We start from the raw sequence: 17,838 nt of genomic DNA, 5'->3' as shown, positions 1-17,838 counted from the left end.
GAGCGCACATGGAAACCATTGTCCTTGAATTCCCGGCGGGGCAACCCGTACAAGGCCGCGCGCTCGCGGGCGTCGTCGCCTCGGGAGACCTCGAAGTGCTGCTCGAAGCGAACGCGGCGCACCGCACCGTCGTGAGCGTCACGACTTCCGTCGACGGCAAGGGCCGCCTCTGGCAGGCCGTGCTCGAACGCATCTTCGGCGACGGGTCGCTCCCCGCCGCGAAGCTCGAAATCAACGATTCGGGCGCGACGCCGGGCGTCGTGCAGATGCGCATCGGGCAGGTCTTCGAACAACTGAAATCAACCGGAGGAGCGTGATGATCACGGATACACAGCAAATGCTCGAACGCCAGAGCTTCATCGAGCTCGATGCGCGCAGCCGCGCGAAGAAGCTGCTCGATGAAAGCACCTTCAGCGAACTGATCGATCCGTTCCAGCGCATCACATCGCCGTGGCTCATGCGCCAAGGCATCGTGACGCAGGCCGACGACGGCATGGTGGTCGCGAAGGGAACCATCGACGGGCAGCCAGCCGTCGTGCTTGGCATCGATGGCGGATTCCAGGGCGGCAGCATGGGCGAGGTGTCGGCGGCGAAGATCGCGGGCAGCCTCGAACTCGCCGCCGAGGACAACCGCAAAGGCATCCCGACGCGCGCCGTCATCCTCTTCGAAACGGGCGGCGTGCGCTTGCAGGAAGCCAATCTCGGGCTCGCGGCGATCGCGGAAATTCATGCAGGCATCGTCGACTTGCGGCGCTACCAGCCGGTGATCGGCATCACGGCCGGGCCGATCGGCTGCTATGGGGGCATGTCGATCGCGGCGGGACTGTGCAGCTATCTGATCGGCACCCGCGAAGCGCGCCTGGGCCTCAACGGTCCGGCCGTCATCGAACAGGAAGCGGGCATCGCCGAATTCGATTCGCGCGACCGTCCGATGATCTGGAGCTTCACCGGCTGCGAGCAGCGGCATCGCACGGGACTCGTCGACGACTACGTCGCCGACGACGCCGACGCGATCCGCGCGGCCGTCATCGAACGCTTTCGCGCGGGGCGGCCCGAGGCGTGCCGCAGCGAGCGCGTCGCGGGCTTTCTGACGCGGCTTTCCGAGGTCGATCCGGGTGTGCAGGCCACGCCCGAACAGGCGGCCGCCATCTACGGCAAGGGGTTTCAGTTATGAGCACACAAGAGCTTTCGAAGCGCGGCGCAGTCTGGCTCGACGCGCTCACTTACAGCGCGCCGTTGCAGGCCGGGTATCCGCCTTCGGTGCGGGTCGTCGATGCGCGGTTGGGCGACCATCCCGCGCGCTTCATCGCCGTGGTGCCCGATCCGGACAATCCGTTCCCGCGGGCACGCGGCGGCGAGGTCGGTCTCGTCGAAGGATGGGAAGTGGCGCGCGCGGTGCGTGAGGTCGTCGATGCGGATAGCAAGCGTGAAGAGAATCGCGCGATCGTCGCGGTGATCGACGTGGCGAGCCAGGCGTATGGCCGGCGCGAGGAAGCGTACGGCATCCACCAGGCGCTCGCCGCCGCCGCCGATGCCTACGCCAGCGCGCGTCTCGCGGGCCATCCGGTGATCGGGCTGATCGTCGGGCGCGCGATGTCGGGTGCGCTTCTCGCGCACGGCTATCAGGCCAACCGCCTCATCGCACTCGCCGATCCGAAGGTCATGGTCCACGCGATGGGCAAGGAATCGGCGGCGCGGGTCACGCTCCGCTCGGTCGCCGATCTCGAAGCGTTCACGGCGCGCGTCCCGCCGATGGCCTACGACATCGACAACTACGCATCGCTCGGGCTGCTCTGGAAACTCCTGAGCGTAACCAACGCCGATGCGCCGACCAACGCCGATCAGACCACCGTCGAGAAGGCGCTGCAGGTCGCTTTCGACGACATCCGCAACGACCCGTCGCGCGGTCTGGAAAGTCGGCTCGGCAGCGAGCACCGCGCGGCCTCCGCGACGGTTCGCCGCAAGCTGCGGGAGCAATGGCGGTAGAGCTTCACTTCTCGCACCGGCTCGTCAGAAGCCAATAAAGGTATGACAGGAGACATGAAATGATCATCTATGGAACCGCACTTCTCGCGTTCTGCCATCTCGCGGGACTCTTTCTCGGCGACCTGCTCGGCGTCGCGATCGGCGTGAAGACGAACGTCGGCGGCGTCGGCATCGCGATGCTGCTGCTGATTTTCCTGAAGCTCTATCTGCAAAAGAAGCGACTGCTGCCGAAGGAAACCGAATTTGGCGTCGGGTTCTGGGGCGCGATGTACATCCCCGTCGTCGTCGCGATGGCGGCTAACCAGAACGTCGTGGCCGCGCTCAAAGGCGGCCCCGTCGCACTGCTTTCGGCATTGGGGGCTGCGGCCGTCTGCGCATGCTGCATCGCCGTTCTTTCCCGCACCGGTCGCGACAGCACATCGTTCGTGAACGCTCCGCATCTTGAAGAAATCTGAAGCAGGAGTCCGTCATGTTGCAAATTCTCGATAAAAATCTGATTCAGAACGGCCTCGTCACTGCGTTCGCGCTGGTGGGCCTCATCATGTGGGTGTCGTCGCTGCTTTCGCGCAAGCTGACCTTCGGGCGCGTGCATGGCTCGGCAATCGCGATCGTGATCGGCCTCGCGCTCGCTTATGTCGGCGGCGCATTCACCGGCGGACAAAAGGGTATGGCCGACCTGCCGCTGTTTACCGGCATCGGTCTGATGGGCGGCGCGATGCTGCGCGACTTCGCGATCGTCGCGACGGCGTTCGAGGTGCAGGCCACCGAGGCGCGCAAGGCGGGGCTCATTGGCGTGGTGTCGCTGCTGCTCGGGACCGTGTTGCCTTTCATCGTCGGCGCGAGCATCGCGCATGCGTTCGGCTACACCGATGCGGTCAGCATGACGACCATTGGCGCGGGCGCGGTCACGTATATCGTGGGACCGGTGACGGGCGCGGCGATCGGCGCGAGCTCGGATGTGATCGCGCTCAGCATCGCGACGGGCCTCATCAAGGCGATCATCGTGATGATCGGCACGCCGCTCGCGGCCGGTTTCATGGGACTGAAGACGCCGCGCTCCGCGATGATCTTCGGCGGCCTGGCGGGCACGGTGAGCGGTGTGAGCGCGGGGCTCGCCGCGACCGATCGTCGGCTCGTGCCTTACGGGGCGCTGATCGCGACGTTCCATACGGGCGTGGGCTGCCTGCTCGGACCTTCGCTGTTGTTCTTTGCGACTAAGGCTTTGATGGGCGCTTGATGCGCCTGGGAGAATCCTCTTGTCTGCCGCTCACGAACCGCTTCGCCCGCACGACCTCCTGTGGATCAGTGAGCGGGAGGACCTTCGTTCGACATCGGAAGTACCTGGATGGGCTTCGCGCGAGTGGCTTTCGCGCGCGCCGGTGGTCGTGCGGCGCGAAGCGGTCAGCGAGCGGGACGTGGTGCCGGTCGGGCTTCGCGGTCGTGCACGCAGTGAGCGGTTCGCCGCTCACGTGGCGCGCGAGCGCATCCGTCTCAGCGTCACGCCCGAAGCGCTCGCTGAAGGCCGCACCTGGCGGACGAAGGCCGCACTCGCGACCCTGCCCTGCGTGCGCGCACTGAGTCGCATCGCGCCAGAACTCGACCGGCTTCGGTTGACGTGGGGCATCACCGGCAGCGTCGGCTTTGCGCTTGCGAGCGGCGTGAGCACGCTGCGGCAGGACAGCGACCTCGATCTGCTGCTGCGCGCATCGAAGCCGCTGCCGCGCGACGAAGCCCGCTCGCTTCTCGCCTTGCTGCAAGCGTCGCCCGCACGCATCGACATGCAGGTCGACACAGGCCACGGCGGGTTCGCGCTCGCGGAGTGGGCCGGCAACGGGGATCGCGTTCTGCTGAAGACGGGGCGTGGACCCCTGCTCGTATCGGATCCCTGGGTTGGCGACGCATCATGAGCGTACTGTTCACCTTCCCCGGTCAGGGCTCGCAGCGCCCGGGCATGTTGCATGCGCTCCCGTCTCACGCCGAAGTCGCTCGAACACTGCAAGAAGCCAGCGACACGTTGGGCTACGACGTCACATCGCTCGACGATACCGATTCGCTCCGCTCCACCGTCGCGGTGCAACTTTGCGTCTTGATCGCGGGCGTCGCTCAGGCGCGCGTGATGAGCGCCCGCGGCTACGAACCCGACATGGTGGCGGGGCTTTCGATTGGCGCCTATCCGGCCGCCGTGATCGCGGGCGCGCTTCAATTCGCCGACGCCGTGAAGCTCGTCGAGCTGCGCGGCCAGTTGATGGAACGCGCCTACCCGAGCGGCTACGGCATGACTGCGATCATCGGCATGACGCAGCGGGCGCTCGAACGACTGATCGCGCAAGTGAACAACGAGGCTACGCCCGTGTTCCTTGCGAACATTAACGCAGAAACACAGATGGTCGTTGCAGGAAGCGATGCTGCCATGCACCGCCTTACGACGCTTGCGATCGAACACGGGACGCAACGCTGCGAGCGTCTCGACGTGGCGGTTCCGTCGCATTGTGCTCTGCTCGACGCACCCGCGGCGGCGCTCGCCGATGCCTTTGGCAAGATCACCGTGCGAGCGCCTCGTATCGTGTATCTGAGCAGCAACATTGCACGCCCGCTTTTTGACGGCCCGCGCATCGCGGCTGATCTTGCAGGCAACATGGCGCGGCAGGTGCGCTGGCGTGACACCGTGAGGCTTGCGTGGGAACGAGGCGCACGCCTCGCCGTCGAGATGCCGCCGGCCAACGTGCTGACCCGGTTGAGCAGCGCGATTCTCACAGAGGGGATCGCGGTGAGTTGCAGCCAGACGACGCTGCCGGACCTCGGCGTGCTGATCGAGCGGGAACGGGTGCGCGAGTGAGGGCTGAAACCTCAGCCAGCCCTTCTCGTGCAAAGACGGCAGACGGCCATCAGCGCCAACAGGTTCGGGTCGCGCTCGCGTGCGTGCAGAAAGCTGACACCGATTGACTGGCGCATCAGGTATTGCGGCTTGAGAGGAATGAATTGCACCTTGTCGCCGAACACGCCACGCACGCGGCCTGGTAATAGCGTACACCCGACCCCGCCGCTCACAAGGTTGATCAGCGAAAAAATATCGCCGACTTTCATGGTCACATTCGGCGTGAAGTCCGCGACGCGAAACGCCTCCATAAAGCCTCGATATGTCACGAACCCCTCGCCGAGGGAGACGAAGGTCTCGTCGCGGCAGTCCCGCAAATCGACCGCCTCCTGGTTCGCGTAGGGTGAACCGGCAGGCGCCGCGAAAAAGATGTCGTCTTCGAAAAGCGGGATGGATTCGACTTCGGGCTCGCCGTCCGGCAAGGCCATCAGGGCCGCATCGACGGTGCCCTGTTTCAGCTTGTCGAGCAGTTCGGCATTCGAACCGAGCACGAGTTCGACTTGGAGCGTCGGCCGCCGCACCTTGATGTCGACGACGATGTCAGGCACGGTCCTGATGGTCAGCGAGTACAGCGAGCCGATCTTCAGCCGGTCCGACGAATACCCCGCCGCCTCACGGGTCGCGTGAATGCCGGCGGACATCAGAGTGAGCACCTCTTGTGCCACATCGGCGAGCATTTGCGCAGCTTCCGTCGACTTGAGGTTGCGGCCTTCATGCCGGAACAGCGCACATCGCACGCCCTGTTCGAGCGAGTGCAGCGCTCGATGCACGCTGACCGTGCTCACGTTCAGCGCCTCGGCCGCCTTCGACAGGTTTCCGGTCTCCATGAATGCGAGCAGGACTTCCAGCTTGCGAAAGGTGATCTCATCGTCGATTCGGTCGCGCATTTCGATCCAGGGGATGGTCGAAATTGACAATTATCGGCGCATGAAACCGCTGGACAAGTAGCGATAACCCCGGATTCTTCCCGGCAAGCGGGCGGCGATCGTTCGACCATTCCGCTCGTCACGAAGAGGCGGAGGTCATTGGCCTGGTGAGAAGATTGTGGAACAGCTTCGTGGGGCGGACAGCAATCTCCTTCCCAGGATGGCGCTAGAACGCCTCGCCCAGTTGGTCGAGGACTGGTGGATTTTCGAGGGTCGAGACATCCTGCGTGACCTGTTCGCCTTTAGCGAGGGAACGCAATAGTCGCCGCATAATCTTCCCCGAGCGTGTCTTCGGCAAGTTGTCGCCGAACCGATGGGCGCTTTATTGCGAGAATACCGCCGCTGCCGTTGGGCAACACTTGCCCAGTTTCATCGACAACCGCCGCCACGATACCCGGCAGGGGAAGCGTGCACGAACCCGGCACGAGCGGAGTCAATCGACATCGGCAGATAGATGACGACACGGTCTCCTTTGGCAACTCCAAGCTTCTTGAGCGCGTTCGCGAATCGGCAGACCCTGGCATGCAACTCCCGGTATGTGACGCTGGTTAGTGTCCCGTCATCTGCCTCGAAAAGGATAGCCGACTTGTCGCCGTCCCCGTTTTGCATATTGCGGTCAAGACAGTTGTATGACGCGTTCAGACGACCGTCACCGAACCATCGATAGAAAGGAGCATTGCTGCCGTCAAGAACCTCGCAAAATGACTTAGACCACAAAAGTTTGCTCCGGGCCAGGCGAGCCCAAAATCCTTCGTAGTCCTTTTCAGCCTCGGCGCAAAGCGAGTCGTAGGCTTCCATACTCGCGATTGTCGCCCGCTTTGCAAACGCAGCGGGTACTTCGAAAACGCGACTTTCTCGTTTCATTAATCCGATGTCGGGCATTGTGTCTCCTCCGAATGGCTTCATGAGTAATTCCCCGGACGGCTTCGCTGCATGCGGTGTCCCGTTATGGATGCGACTGAATGCAAGCCTTTCTCGAGGAGCCGCGAGGTGGCCTCGTGCCAGAGGTCATGCCAGCGTAGAGTCTTAAACTCGGAGTCCTTGGCGCTGGCAATTTGGATCGCCCTTTTCCAAACGCGAATCACCGCATTCGTACTCGTGCCGAACACGCGTCCCCGGGGGTTCTCAGGCGCTACATTTCCAGGACCACGTCGCGAACTTGCGATTCTGACGTCGGGCCCTTCGGCGATCGCGGCGAGATGGCGGAATATGTTGATCGTGCGGCTGGAAACTGGGAGCACAGCAGGTACGCCCTTGTTGCCGGCGCCTCGTGCCTTTGGCGGAAATTTGAGGATGCGGCTGTCTAGATCAAGCCACTCCCATCGCACGCTGAACAGCGCGCTTTGACGCAGGCTCGTCTCAATCGCCCGCTCGAATGCGGGCGCGGCCCAAGGATTCGCACTGGCCGACAGAAGATCGTGCAGTGTTTCGAAGTCGCCGGGGCGGAGAAGCCGATCTCGCGCTTGGCTACCGGATGGCTTTCGGATGTTCTTTGACGGATTCATCAAACCCTCCATGCCCCATTCCTTGCGCGCAATCTCGAAAAGATGGCTAACGATCTGAAGTTCGAGGCGGATGGTGTTTTCTGCTCTGCCAGAAGAGCGGCGCCCGTCGCCATACTTTGCAAAGTCGGCCCCACGTAGGCTCGCCAGCGGTCGATAGGAAAGGTCGTTGTCGATCCACCGCTGAATGCGTCGATTCTCCTGATATGGATGACGTTTTTCGGGAACGATGTCGCGCCGGTACAGCTCTAGCGCTTCGCGCAAGGTGGTGCGCTCAGATTCTGACCGATCGAAGTACAGGCCAGAGTCCATGTCGCCTTCGACCCGGCAAGCCCACTGCTGGGCCTGCTGCTTGGTGTCGAATGTACGGTAGACGGGCTTATAGCCTCGCCGGCGGATTGCGGCGCGCCAGTAGACGCCGCGTTGACTGATATGTGCCATGTTCCAGTTCCAGAGACATTGATGAAATGCTTGGTCTGGATTCTCGAATTCCGGCAAAGGCCAATTTTTGACGCCGCCACGCGCTAGCTGGAGACGAAAAAAAAGCACCGCGATCGCTCGCAAGTGCTTGATTTTCTACAGCTGAATTCGGTGGTGGGGCGTGAGTGACTCGAACACTCGACCTACGGATTAAGAGTCCGCTGCTCTACCAACTGAGCTAACGCCCCCAACAGAAGCGAAATTATGCAGTAACTTCTCGAGCTTGCCAAGCCCCCTTAGCAGATTTCTTAAAAATATTTGATCGGACGGCCTCGAGCCATCCCTCCACAGACGCGCGACCCCGAAAAGCCGCGGCGCGCACCGAGCCGGTATCATGTCGCGGACACCTCGACGCGCGAAGCGTCGCGCAGCTTTCGACCGGGAACTGCCATGGATGACAATGAGATTATCGAGCTACTCGACCGCATTCTGGCGCCATGGGTCCGGGCTCTCACGCTGACACCGGTCAAGGTTGACGAAGAAAGCGCGACGCTGCGCCTACCGTTTTCCGGCGGCCTGCGCCACTCGGGCGGCGTGATCTGCGGCCAGGTGTTCATGGCGGCCGCCGACACGGCGATGATCGTCGCCATTTCGGCCGCGCTCGGCGGCTTCAAGCCGATGAGCACGGTGTCGCTGAACATCAACTTCATGCGCGCGGTGCGCAAGGGCGACGTTCTGATCACCGCGCGCGTGCTGCGCATGGGCCGCAATCTGGTGTTCGGCGAAGTCGAATTGTTCGACGAAACCGCCAACATGGCCGTCCACGCCACCACTACGTACGCGCTGCTCGACTGAAGCGGGCGGCAGCGGCCTCGGAGGAAGTACCCAAGATGTTCGATCAGGTCGTATTCGCCGGCGGCGGCAATCGCTGCTGGTGGCAGGCGGGTTTCTGGGACGTGGTGCAGCCGGAACTGCATATCCGTCCTCGCGTGATCACCGGCATTTCGGCCGGCGCCGCGACCGCGTGCATGCTCTACACGCGCGATTCCGACTGGGTGATGCGCTATTACCAGGACGCGCTGCGTCACAACACCCGCAATGCCTACTGGGGCAACCTGCTGCGCGGCGAGTCGGTGTTCCCGCATTACCGGATCTATCGGCAGGCGCTGCTCGACATCTATGGCGAGAAGTTTTCGACGCTCGCCGACGCGCCCGAGATCCGCATCGGCGTGTCGCATCTGCCGCGCTGGCTAGGCGCGCGTAGCGCGGTTGCGGCGGGCCTGATCGCGTACAACATCGAAAAATACGTGCGCAAGACGCTGCATCCGACGCTCGGGCAGACGCTCGGCTTCCATCCGGAATTCGTGCGCGCGCAAGATTGCGCGAGCGTCGAGGATCTCGCCGATCTGATCCTGCAATCGTCGAGTACGCCGCCATTTACGCCGGTCCTGCGGCGCAACGGCCGGCCGGTGCTGGACGGCGGCATGGTCGACAACGTGCCGGTCGGTGCGCTCGATTCCGACGCGCCCGGCAACGTGCTGGTGATGGTCACGCGCCTCTACCCGCGGCCACAGATGTTCGTCGTGCCGCACGGCGTGCAGCAACGGCTCTACGTGCAACCGTCGCGCAAGGTACCGATTTCGAGCTGGGATTACACCAGTCCTTCGCAGATGGTGCATGCGTATAACCTCGGCCGCGCCGATGGCGAGACCTTCCTCGCGCGCATACCCGATTTGCTGGAAGCTGGCGCGCACGAAGCGCGCTGAAGTGAGTCGCAACGAGGCTTTCCGGCAACCATGCGCGGCGTGCGAGCCGTGCGCCAGAGCAAGTGCACCTCGGGCGGCAACCAGATACAGCATGGAAGCCGGCGCATCGGATGGCTTGCGCAATTCAATCGCGCTCAGCAAGCCATCACCCAAAGTTACCGCCGGCGCCCACCCTGCAACGCTTCCGGATTTGCCACGCTGGCCGTGTCGCCGGCGTCGAACGCCAGAATGTTCTTGAACGCCGCGGTGAAATACTGCTCGTAGCTCTCGCGCTCCACATAGCCGATGTGCGGCGTGCAGATCACGTTTTCCATCCGCAGCAGGCTATAGCCCTGCAGGATCGGCTCGCTTTCGTAGACGTCGATCGCCACCATCCCCGGACGGTTGTGCGACAGCGCGTTCACGAGCGCGTTATCGTCGAGCAGTTCGGCCCGGCTCGTATTGACGAGCAACGCGGTCGGTTTCATGCGCATCAGGTCTTCCTGCTTGACGATGCCACGCGTGTCGTCATGCAGGCGCAGGTGCAGCGACAACACGTCACTCTGTTCGAACAGCGCTTCGCGGCTCTCGGCCACGCCGTAGCCGTCAGCGCGAGCGGCTTCGCGCGAATGTTCGCGGCCCCAGACCAGCACGTTCATGCCGAACGCCCTGCCGTACCCGGCAACCAGGCGTCCGATCTTGCCGTAGCCCCAAATTCCCAGCGTCTGACCGCGCAACACCTGGCCCAAGCCGAAATTCGGCGGCAGCGCCGAAGTCTTCAGCCCGGACTGCTGCCAAGCGCCTTGCTTAAGGTTAGCTACGTATTGCGGAATGCGGCGCTGGGCCGCCATGATGAGAGCCCACGTCAACTCGGCGGGCGCGAACGGCGAGCCACTGCCTTCCAGCACGGCGATTCCGCGCTCGGTACAAGCAGCCAGGTCGATGTGGCTCGACACCTTGCCGGTTTGGCTGATCATGCGCAAATGCGGCAATTTGTCGAGCAGTTGCGAGTTGATACGGGTACGTTCGCGAATCAGGACGAGCGCATCGACTTCGGAAAGACGGCTTGCCAGTTGGCCCAGACCGCGGACCGTGTTGTTGAAAACTTTGACTTCGTGGTCGGCCAGCAATTGAAAGCAGTCGAGCTTACGAACGGCGTCCTGGTAATCGTCGAGAATGGCAATCTTCATGGTATGTGTCTTGCGACGCACCATAGCGGTGCGCAACGGAGTGTTATGCTGACTGTCCCATCATGTGACTTAGGTCACACGCCGGTCTGGTTGGATGCCTTACCGTAGAAACTGTCGCGAAGTACGGCAGCGCCACGTAGTGGCAAATTGACATCGTTTTTAACAGTTTGTTGCGTGTTGAGGCAAGCCGCTTTACAGACGGTTGCAGAAGCCCCGTCAGCAGGGCGCCTCCGCCCGGCAAGCTGGATGGCCCTGGTCGACCTGGCGCAATTGCGCGACGAGGTAATCGGAACCTCGGCGCGATGAATTGAACGCCTCTCGCATGCAGCGTCGCCGGGCTTGTGCCGTTTTTCCATTGCTTTCAAACGGAGACAAGTCGATGAATCATCCCTCTTTCGAAGGTCGGGCCACTCTTGAGCCGCCCGCGTGGGTCAAGCACCGGAAACTGATCGACTGGGTTCGCCGGGTCGCCGCGATGACCAAGCCTGAGAAGGTCGTCTGGTGCGACGGCTCGCAAGAGGAATACGACCGCCTTTGCGCGCAGATGGTCGAAGCGGGCACCCTGAAGAAACTCAATCCGGCGAAACGCCCCAATTCTTACCTCGCATGGTCCGATCCGTCCGATGTGGCGCGCGTCGAGGACCGCACCTTCATCTGCTCGCAGCGCGCGGAAGACGCCGGCCCTACCAACAATTGGATTGCCCCGGCTGAAATGCGCTCCACGCTCGACGGTCTGTTCGACGGCGCGATGCGCGGCCGCACGATGTATGTCGTGCCGTTTTCGATGGGCCCGCTCGGCTCGCCGATCGCGCATATCGGCGTCGAACTGAGCGACAGCCCGTACGTGGCGACCAATATGCGGATCATGACGCGCATGGGCCGCAAAGTGTACGACGTGCTGGGCGAGGAGGGCGAGTTCGTGCCGTGCGTCCATTCGGTGGGCGCGCCGCTCGCTGCAGGCGAGCAGGACGTGCCTTGGCCGTGCAACAAAACCAAATACATCGTCCATTTTCCCGAGACGCGCGAAATCTGGAGCTACGGTTCGGGCTACGGCGGCAATGCGCTGCTCGGCAAGAAGTGCTTCGCGTTGCGTATCGCGTCGACCATGGGCCGCGCCGAGGGCTGGCTCGCCGAACATATGCTGATTCTCGGCGTGACGTCGCCGCAAGGGCGTAAGCATCACGTCGCGGCTGCCTTCCCGTCGGCGTGCGGCAAGACCAATTTCGCGATGCTGATTCCGCCGGGAGGCCTGAGCGGCTGGAAAATCTCCACTATCGGCGACGATATTGCATGGATCAAACCGGGCCAGGATGGTCGCCTGTACGCGATCAACCCTGAAGCCGGTTATTTCGGCGTCGCGCCGGGCACGAGCGAGAAAACCAACTTCAACGCCATGGCGACGCTGAAGGAAAACGTGATTTTCACGAACGTCGCGCTGACGGACGACGGCGACGTCTGGTGGGAAGGCATGACGGACGAACCGCCCGGGCACCTGATCGACTGGCAGGGCAGGGACTGGACACCGGCCTCCGCGAAGGAGAGCGGCCGCAAGGCTGCGCACCCGAACGCGCGTTTCACGGCACCGGCCTCGCAATGTCCGTCGATCGATGCCGACTGGGAAAATCCGGCGGGCGTGGCGATCGACGCGTTCATCTTCGGCGGCCGCCGTTCCACCACCGTGCCGCTCGTCACGGAAGCGCGCAACTGGGTCGAGGGCGTCTACATGGCGGCGACCATGGGCTCCGAGACGACCGCCGCCGCGGCAGGCCAGCAGGGCGTGGTGCGCCGCGATCCGTTCGCGATGTTGCCGTTCTGCGGCTACAACATGAGCGACTACTTCGGCCACTGGCTGAAGACCGGCGAGCGTCTGCAAAAGCTGAACGCGAAGCTGCCGAAAATCTTCTGTGTCAACTGGTTCCGTAAGGGTGCGGACGGCAAGTTCGTCTGGCCGGGCTTCGGCGAGAACATGCGCGTGTTGAGCTGGATGGTCGGCCGGATCGAGGGCAAGGCGCAAGGCGAGGAACACGCGTTCGGCGTGTCGCCGCACTACGAGGACATCGACTGGAGCGGCCTGGATTTCAGCCGCGATCAGTTCCAGCAGGTGATCTCTGTCGACGACGCGGCTTGGCGCGATGAACTCGCCCTTCACGCCGAGCTATTTGACACACTGCAACAAGGCCTCCCGCCGGCTTTGACGCAGGCCAAACGCATGCTGGAAGGAAAGCTCGCCGCGTAGCATGTGAGCATTCACTTTCCAGAGAAAGCCGCCTTCGAGCGGCTTTTTTGTGACGTGTCCCCATTCCGCGATTTTTGCGCATTTCGCAATGCCCGAGTGACCTTTACGTCTGTTCGAACAAAAAACACACCGCAAGGTGCATCGCAGCAGATTGTTTCCAATTTCGGAACAATCAGCGATCCCGCCCCGCATTGGGCGAGGGAGTCCCACGAAATTTGGCAATATTTCGAGTTTTGCGGGCAACTTCTGCACGATTTCGCGAGTCGTAGGAGAATTCCAAGTTCGCTTCACTGGTTTTCACTAATTGTCAGGAAGCAGTAACACGGCAGGAGTTGTCCTATGGATCATTTGCAGTCGATGCGAGTTTTCGTCAAAGTGGCGGATCTCGGCAGTTTTGCCCGCGCTGCGAGCGCGATGGATATTTCCAATGCGGTCGCTACCCGTCACGTTGCCGATCTCGAAGGCCGTCTTGGTACCCGGCTGCTCAATCGCACAACCCGCAGCTTGTCCCTGACCGAATCCGGCCAGGTCTATCTCGAACGCGCGCGCCAGATCCTCGACGAACTGGAAGACGTCGAACAGATGGTGGTCGCGCGTAATCACGAACCCGTCGGCACGTTGCGAATCGTCGCGCCCGTCGTGTTCGGTTTGCATAACCTTGCCCCCGTGCTTCAAACGTATGCGGAGCGCTATCCGAAAGTGATCCCCGATGTCACGCTGGTGGACCGTCAGGTCGATCTGGTCGAAGAAGGTTTCGACGTGGGCGTCGTGATCGCGCGGCAAATGCGCAGCGCGAGCATCGTCACACGGCGTCTGACTACCGGCTGCATGACCGTGTGCGCGACGCCGGCTTATCTGGAGAAGCACGGTACGCCGGTGCATCCCGAAGACCTGCTGGAGCATCCGTGCCTGAGCCTGCCGTCCGAGTACTGGGGTGACGAGCGTGTGTTCACGGGCCCCGAAGGCGAAGTGCGGGTGCGTCCGTCGAACGTGATCGTCGCGAACAACACGGAAATGCTGCGGCAATTCGCGTTGCTCGGCATGGGCATCGCGATTCTGCCGAGTTACCTGATCGGCCGCGACATGACGCGCGGCAGGCTCGTGCGCCTGCTCGGCGATTACCGCTTGCCGCAGGTCGAGATCAACATTGCGTATCCGAGCCGCCGTCACTTGCCGGCGAAGGTGCGCACGTTCATCGATCATCTGGTCGAGCATTTCAGCCAGACGCCGAATAGCCTGCTTGGCGAGCAGTGGATCAAGGACGGTCTCGAACGGCCCGCTACGTCGGCGGCGTTCGATTCCGCCGGCGCCGTCATGCCGCCGGAAGCGTTCGACGGCGCCGAGCCGCTGTCGCGGCTGCTGGATAGCGAGTTGTCGCCGGTGCCGAAGACTCTGGCAAAGACGACGAACCGTGCCCGGCCGACGGCTTTGTCGCCGCTGTAAATACTGGGTTGAGTGGGGCGGCAACGCCATCGCAGGCGTCCCCGACCGATATGAAAAAGGCGCAATCACTTCACGTGATTGCGCCTTTTTTTCTCGGCAAGTGCCGACGAAGCGGGCCCGAATCGAATCGCCTGGCAGCCCGACCCCTCGAATTACGAGCCGGTTTTGCGCGCCACCGCTTTCTTCGCGGGGGCCTTCTTGGCTGCCGCGGCCTTGGTAGCCGGCGCCTTCTTCGCTGCCGTCTTCCTGGCTGCCGGGGCGGTCTTCACCGCCACCGTCGTTTCTCCATCTTCCGGCTCTGCTGCGGCCTGCGCAGCCGACTTGGCCGCCGCGGTCTTTGCGGCAGTCTTGGCGGACGGCTCCTTCTTCTCGAATTCAAAGCCGATTTTGCCGTCGTTCTGCTTGACGAGGAAAGCCTTGAAGTTACGGCCCGTGCGCGACGACTTGAAATTCGTCAGCAGGTCCGTGCGGCCTTCTTCGAGCAGCTTGGCCATCTGCTCGCGAGCAATCTCCTGCTGCAGGATCACCTTGCCGGAACGGAAGTCGCAGGTCTTCGGATTGGCGACCGAGTTCTCGCAGACGTAGCTCATGCCGTGTTCGAACACGCGGCCCTTGCACTTCGGACACGCGCCCACCGGTTGCTGATCGGAGAAGTCAGGCGGTTCGCCGTCTTCACCGCCCGCATCCTGGCCAAAGTCGAACTCGAGCTTGTAGTTCTTGATCTCGTCATCGAGCGAAAGCTTCAGGATTGCCGAGAACGGCCGGCCCATCTTGCTGCGGAAACCCGACAGCGGTCCGATCGTCTTGTTCTGCAGCAGTTCCTCGACTTCCGGAATTTCGAACTGGCGTCCACCCGGAATCTTTGAAATGGAGAACTCGCATTTCGAGCATGCGAAACGCCGGTAGTTTTCCTTCACCTGACCGCCGCAATTCGGGCATGGCGTCTGCAACGTCGCGTAATCGCCCGGGATCGTGTCGGAATCGTATTCCTTCGCGCGCTTGACGATGGTTTGCGTCATGCGGGCGATTTCCTGCATGAACGCGTCGCGCGGCAGGTTGCCGCGTTCCATTTGCGAAAGCTTGTATTCCCACTCGCCGGTCAATTCCGGCGCGGTCAGCTCCTTCACGCCGAGGCCGCGCAACAGCGTCATCAACTGGAAAGCCTTGGCGGTCGGAATCAGATCGCGGCCTTCGCGGATCAGATACTTTTCCCCGAGCAGACCTTCGATGATGGCGGCACGCGTGGCTGGCGTACCGAGACCCTTAGCCGCCATCGCTTCGCGCAACTCGTCGTCTTCAACGAGCTTGCCTGCGCCTTCCATCGCTGACAGCAAGGTCGCTTCGTTGTAGCGTGCGGGCGGCTTGGTCACCAGTTGCTGGGCGGCGATCTTGTCGGTCTTGACCTTTTCGTCCTTCTGCACCGGCACGAGGTTCGCGTCTTCGCCGCTGATTTCGCGACCGTAGACCTGCAGCCAGCCCGGCTCGACCAGCACCTTGCCTTCGGTCTTGAAGTGATGGCCGACCACTTCGGTGATCCGTGTCGTCACGCGGTATTCGGCGGCCGGGAAGAACACCGACAGGAAACGCTTCACGACGAGGTCGTAGAGCTTCTGTTCCGGCTCGGACAGATTCTTCGGCGCCTGCAGCGTCGGGATGATTGCGAAGTGGTCGCTGATCTTCGAGTTGTCGAAGATGCGCTTGTTCGGCTTGACCCAACCCTTGTCGAGCACCTGCTTGGCAAACGGCAGATAGTTGTTGCTCTCCTTGAGCATGCCGAGCGTCTGCTTCACCGTATCCATATAGTCTTCCGGCAGCGCGCGAGCGTCGGTCCGGGGATAGGTCAGCACCTTGTGCTTTTCATACAGCGCCTGGGCGAGGCCTAAAGTATTCTTCGCCGAGAAGCCGAAGCGGCCGTTGGCCTCGCGCTGCAAGCTGGTCAGGTCGAACAGTGCCGGCGACAGCTGCGTGGACGGCTTCGACTCTTCGCTCACCGTGCCGATCTGGCCGCGGCAGGCGGCGACGATCGTCTCGGCCGCGGGCAGCGCCCACAGACGCGAATCGCGCCTTTCCGGATCGAACTCGTCGCGCTTGAACTTCGGGTCGAACCAGCGTCCCTCGTAAAAACCGCCCGCGCAGACGAATTCCGCTTTGACTTCCCAGTAGTCGCGCGGCACGAAGCGGCGAATCTTCTCTTCGCGCTCGACGACGATCGACAGCGTCGGCGTCTGTACCCGGCCGACGGTCGTCAGGAAGAAGCCGCCGCCCTTGCTGTTGAACGCGGTCATCGCCCGCGTGCCGTTGATGCCGACCAGCCAGTCCGCTTCCGAACGGCAGCGCGCCGCATCGGCGAGCGGCTGCATTTCTTCGTCGCTGCGCAGACGGGCGAAGCCATCGCGGATCGCGCCCGCCGTCATGGACTGCAGCCACAGACGCTGCACCGGCTGTTTGGCTTTGGCGTGCTGCGCGATCAGACGGAAAATCAGCTCGCCCTCGCGCCCCGCGTCGCATGCGTTGATCAGGCGGTCGATGTCTTTACGCTTGAGCAGCTTGGTCAACACCTTCAGGCGCGACTCGCTCTTGGCGATCGGATTCAGATCGAAATGCGGCGGAATGACTGGCAGGTTGGCGAAACTCCACTTGCCGCGTTTGACTTCGTAGTCTTCGGGCGCGGCGATTTCCAGCAGGTGACCGACTGCCGAGGAAAGGACGTAGTCGTCGCTTTCGTAGTATTCATCATGCTTGGTAAAGCCGCCCAAAGCGCGCGCGATGTCGTTCGCGACGGAAGGCTTTTCGGCGATGATCAGTGCTTTGGACATGACTCGATGTGAGGTTGGTAAATCCGGGTTGATGGCCTTGAGTGCGCCAAATTAGCGCGCGACCCTCGTTTGTGACCTTTGCGACCCATTGACGACCGCTTTATAGCACACGGCGCGAAGGCGGCGTGTCAAGTGCCATAAAAAGCGCGCCATCATAAGTGCGCGCTCGGCCATCGGGCAAGTTGCGGCGACTATGCTGTACATCGCTCCCGCCACGCGGTTATCGCGAGGCTCGCGCGCCGATCGGATCGCGTTCAGACGACCGTCAGCGCGGGCCGCAGCTTGGGCGCACCGGTGATGCCAGGCACGGCCGTGAGGTCCGATAACATCCGCTCCACAATCGACGCCTGTGGCAAAACGGTGCCAAAAAAGCGTGTGGTTACCGAGTCTTCGATCAGTATGGTCGGGAAATTCTCGACATCCAGATCCTCGAAGCGGTCCGCATGGGTTTCGATATCGATCCACGCGAAACAGATTTCCGGATGCCGGTCGGCCAGTTTGTCGAAGGCTTCGCGATATTCACGACAGGTCCCGCACCACTCCGCGCACAGGCAGGCAACGAACAGCGTTTCGGGTTCGTTGACGCGCTCGGCGATCCGGTCTTGGTCGGTGTCGAGATTCAGCGCGGGCATGTGGCGAGTTCCTTGCGTATTTTGTCAGGTGCTTGGGCGCGAATGTAGCATGGCCGATCCCGTCGGG

Annotated in this window: 16 protein-coding genes, 1 tRNA gene and 1 pseudogene; 11 read left to right on the top strand and 7 right to left on the bottom strand. The window is 62.4% G+C overall.

What is annotated here, in order from left to right; all coding sequences use genetic code 11:
• Positions 1-8 precede the first annotated feature (8 nt).
• The 7 genes from PQR02_RS00900 to mdcH are packed head-to-tail and all read left to right on the top strand — an operon-like array spanning position 9 to position 4,822.
• On the top strand, positions 9-317 hold the full coding sequence (locus tag PQR02_RS00900; RefSeq protein WP_408224066.1) for a malonate decarboxylase subunit delta: 309 nt from the start codon (positions 9-11) through the stop codon (positions 315-317).
• Positions 317-1,174 (top strand): biotin-independent malonate decarboxylase subunit beta, encoded by an 858-nt coding sequence (locus PQR02_RS00895; RefSeq protein ID WP_408224063.1) that lies wholly within the window; start codon positions 317-319, stop codon positions 1,172-1,174. The genes PQR02_RS00900 and PQR02_RS00895 overlap by 1 nt, the downstream gene beginning before the upstream one ends.
• Positions 1,171-1,986: a biotin-independent malonate decarboxylase subunit gamma gene (gene mdcE / locus PQR02_RS00890; RefSeq protein ID WP_408224060.1), complete on the top strand. Its 816-nt coding sequence runs from the start codon at positions 1,171-1,173 to the stop codon at positions 1,984-1,986. The genes PQR02_RS00895 and mdcE overlap by 4 nt, the downstream gene beginning before the upstream one ends.
• A gap of 59 nt (positions 1,987-2,045) precedes the next feature.
• On the top strand, positions 2,046-2,441 hold the full coding sequence (gene madL, locus PQR02_RS00885; RefSeq protein ID WP_408224057.1) for a malonate transporter subunit MadL: 396 nt from the start codon (positions 2,046-2,048) through the stop codon (positions 2,439-2,441).
• Positions 2,442-2,455: 14 nt separating this feature from the next.
• On the top strand, positions 2,456-3,223 hold the full coding sequence (madM, locus tag PQR02_RS00880) for a malonate transporter subunit MadM (protein WP_408224054.1): 768 nt from the start codon (positions 2,456-2,458) through the stop codon (positions 3,221-3,223).
• A 19-nt stretch (positions 3,224-3,242) separates the two neighbouring features.
• Entirely contained in the window at positions 3,243-3,893 is a 651-nt protein-coding gene (locus PQR02_RS00875; protein WP_408224051.1) for a malonate decarboxylase holo-ACP synthase, read from the top strand.
• A complete protein-coding gene (mdcH, locus tag PQR02_RS00870; RefSeq protein WP_408224048.1) occupies positions 3,890-4,822 on the top strand; it encodes a malonate decarboxylase subunit epsilon in 933 nt (310 codons plus the stop codon). The genes PQR02_RS00875 and mdcH overlap by 4 nt, the downstream gene beginning before the upstream one ends.
• Before the next feature lie 11 nt (positions 4,823-4,833).
• Here the strand turns inward: mdcH and PQR02_RS00865 are convergent, their stop codons facing one another.
• From PQR02_RS00865 to PQR02_RS00850, 4 genes and pseudogenes are all read right to left on the bottom strand, one after another.
• Positions 4,834-5,748 (bottom strand): LysR family transcriptional regulator, encoded by a 915-nt coding sequence (locus PQR02_RS00865; protein WP_408224045.1) that lies wholly within the window; start codon positions 5,746-5,748, stop codon positions 4,834-4,836.
• 444 nt (positions 5,749-6,192) lie between these two features.
• A pseudogene (locus PQR02_RS00860) lies at positions 6,193-6,669 on the bottom strand (acetyl-coenzyme A synthetase N-terminal domain-containing protein); the annotation flags it as partial.
• A 20-nt stretch (positions 6,670-6,689) separates the two neighbouring features.
• Positions 6,690-7,730: a tyrosine-type recombinase/integrase gene (locus tag PQR02_RS00855; RefSeq protein WP_408224043.1), complete on the bottom strand. Its 1,041-nt coding sequence runs from the start codon at positions 7,728-7,730 to the stop codon at positions 6,690-6,692.
• Positions 7,731-7,881: 151 nt separating this feature from the next.
• Positions 7,882-7,957 (bottom strand) — tRNA-Lys (locus PQR02_RS00850).
• A 202-nt stretch (positions 7,958-8,159) separates the two neighbouring features.
• On the opposite strand from PQR02_RS00850, the gene PQR02_RS00845 reads away from it, so the two are divergent.
• Both PQR02_RS00845 and PQR02_RS00840 read left to right on the top strand, forming a co-directional pair.
• Positions 8,160-8,564 (top strand): PaaI family thioesterase, encoded by a 405-nt coding sequence (locus tag PQR02_RS00845; protein ID WP_408224040.1) that lies wholly within the window; start codon positions 8,160-8,162, stop codon positions 8,562-8,564.
• Between the two features lie 35 nt (positions 8,565-8,599).
• Positions 8,600-9,475: a patatin-like phospholipase family protein gene (locus PQR02_RS00840; protein ID WP_408224037.1), complete on the top strand. Its 876-nt coding sequence runs from the start codon at positions 8,600-8,602 to the stop codon at positions 9,473-9,475.
• Positions 9,476-9,630: 155 nt separating this feature from the next.
• Here the strand turns inward: PQR02_RS00840 and PQR02_RS00835 are convergent, their stop codons facing one another.
• A complete protein-coding gene (locus PQR02_RS00835; protein WP_408224034.1) occupies positions 9,631-10,644 on the bottom strand; it encodes a D-2-hydroxyacid dehydrogenase family protein in 1,014 nt (337 codons plus the stop codon).
• A gap of 379 nt (positions 10,645-11,023) precedes the next feature.
• Here PQR02_RS00835 and PQR02_RS00830 point away from each other — a divergent pair, with 379 nt between their 5' ends.
• Together PQR02_RS00830 and PQR02_RS00825 are read left to right on the top strand one after the other, a co-directional pair.
• The gene (locus PQR02_RS00830) at positions 11,024-12,880 is read left to right on the top strand and encodes a phosphoenolpyruvate carboxykinase (GTP) (protein ID WP_408224031.1); all 1,857 of its coding nucleotides are present in this window, start codon (positions 11,024-11,026) and stop codon (positions 12,878-12,880) included.
• A 339-nt stretch (positions 12,881-13,219) separates the two neighbouring features.
• Positions 13,220-14,323, top strand: coding sequence for a LysR family transcriptional regulator (locus PQR02_RS00825; RefSeq protein WP_408224028.1), 1,104 nt, complete (start codon positions 13,220-13,222; stop codon positions 14,321-14,323).
• A gap of 152 nt (positions 14,324-14,475) precedes the next feature.
• Here PQR02_RS00825 and PQR02_RS00820 read toward each other — a convergent pair whose 3' ends face one another.
• Entirely contained in the window at positions 14,476-17,139 is a 2,664-nt protein-coding gene (locus PQR02_RS00820; RefSeq protein WP_408224025.1) for a DNA topoisomerase III, read from the bottom strand.
• Positions 17,140-17,393: 254 nt separating this feature from the next.
• A complete protein-coding gene (locus tag PQR02_RS00815; RefSeq protein ID WP_408224022.1) occupies positions 17,394-17,771 on the bottom strand; it encodes a thioredoxin family protein in 378 nt (125 codons plus the stop codon).
• Between the last annotated feature and the right edge of the window lie 67 nt (positions 17,772-17,838).

It is taken from the genome of Paraburkholderia sediminicola, from assembly GCF_046026895.1.
Taxonomy (GTDB): Bacteria; Pseudomonadota; Gammaproteobacteria; order Burkholderiales; family Burkholderiaceae; genus Paraburkholderia; species Paraburkholderia sediminicola_C.
The sequence above is the reverse complement of the archived record's forward strand: the minus strand, read 5'-3'. Positions and strand labels throughout refer to the sequence as shown.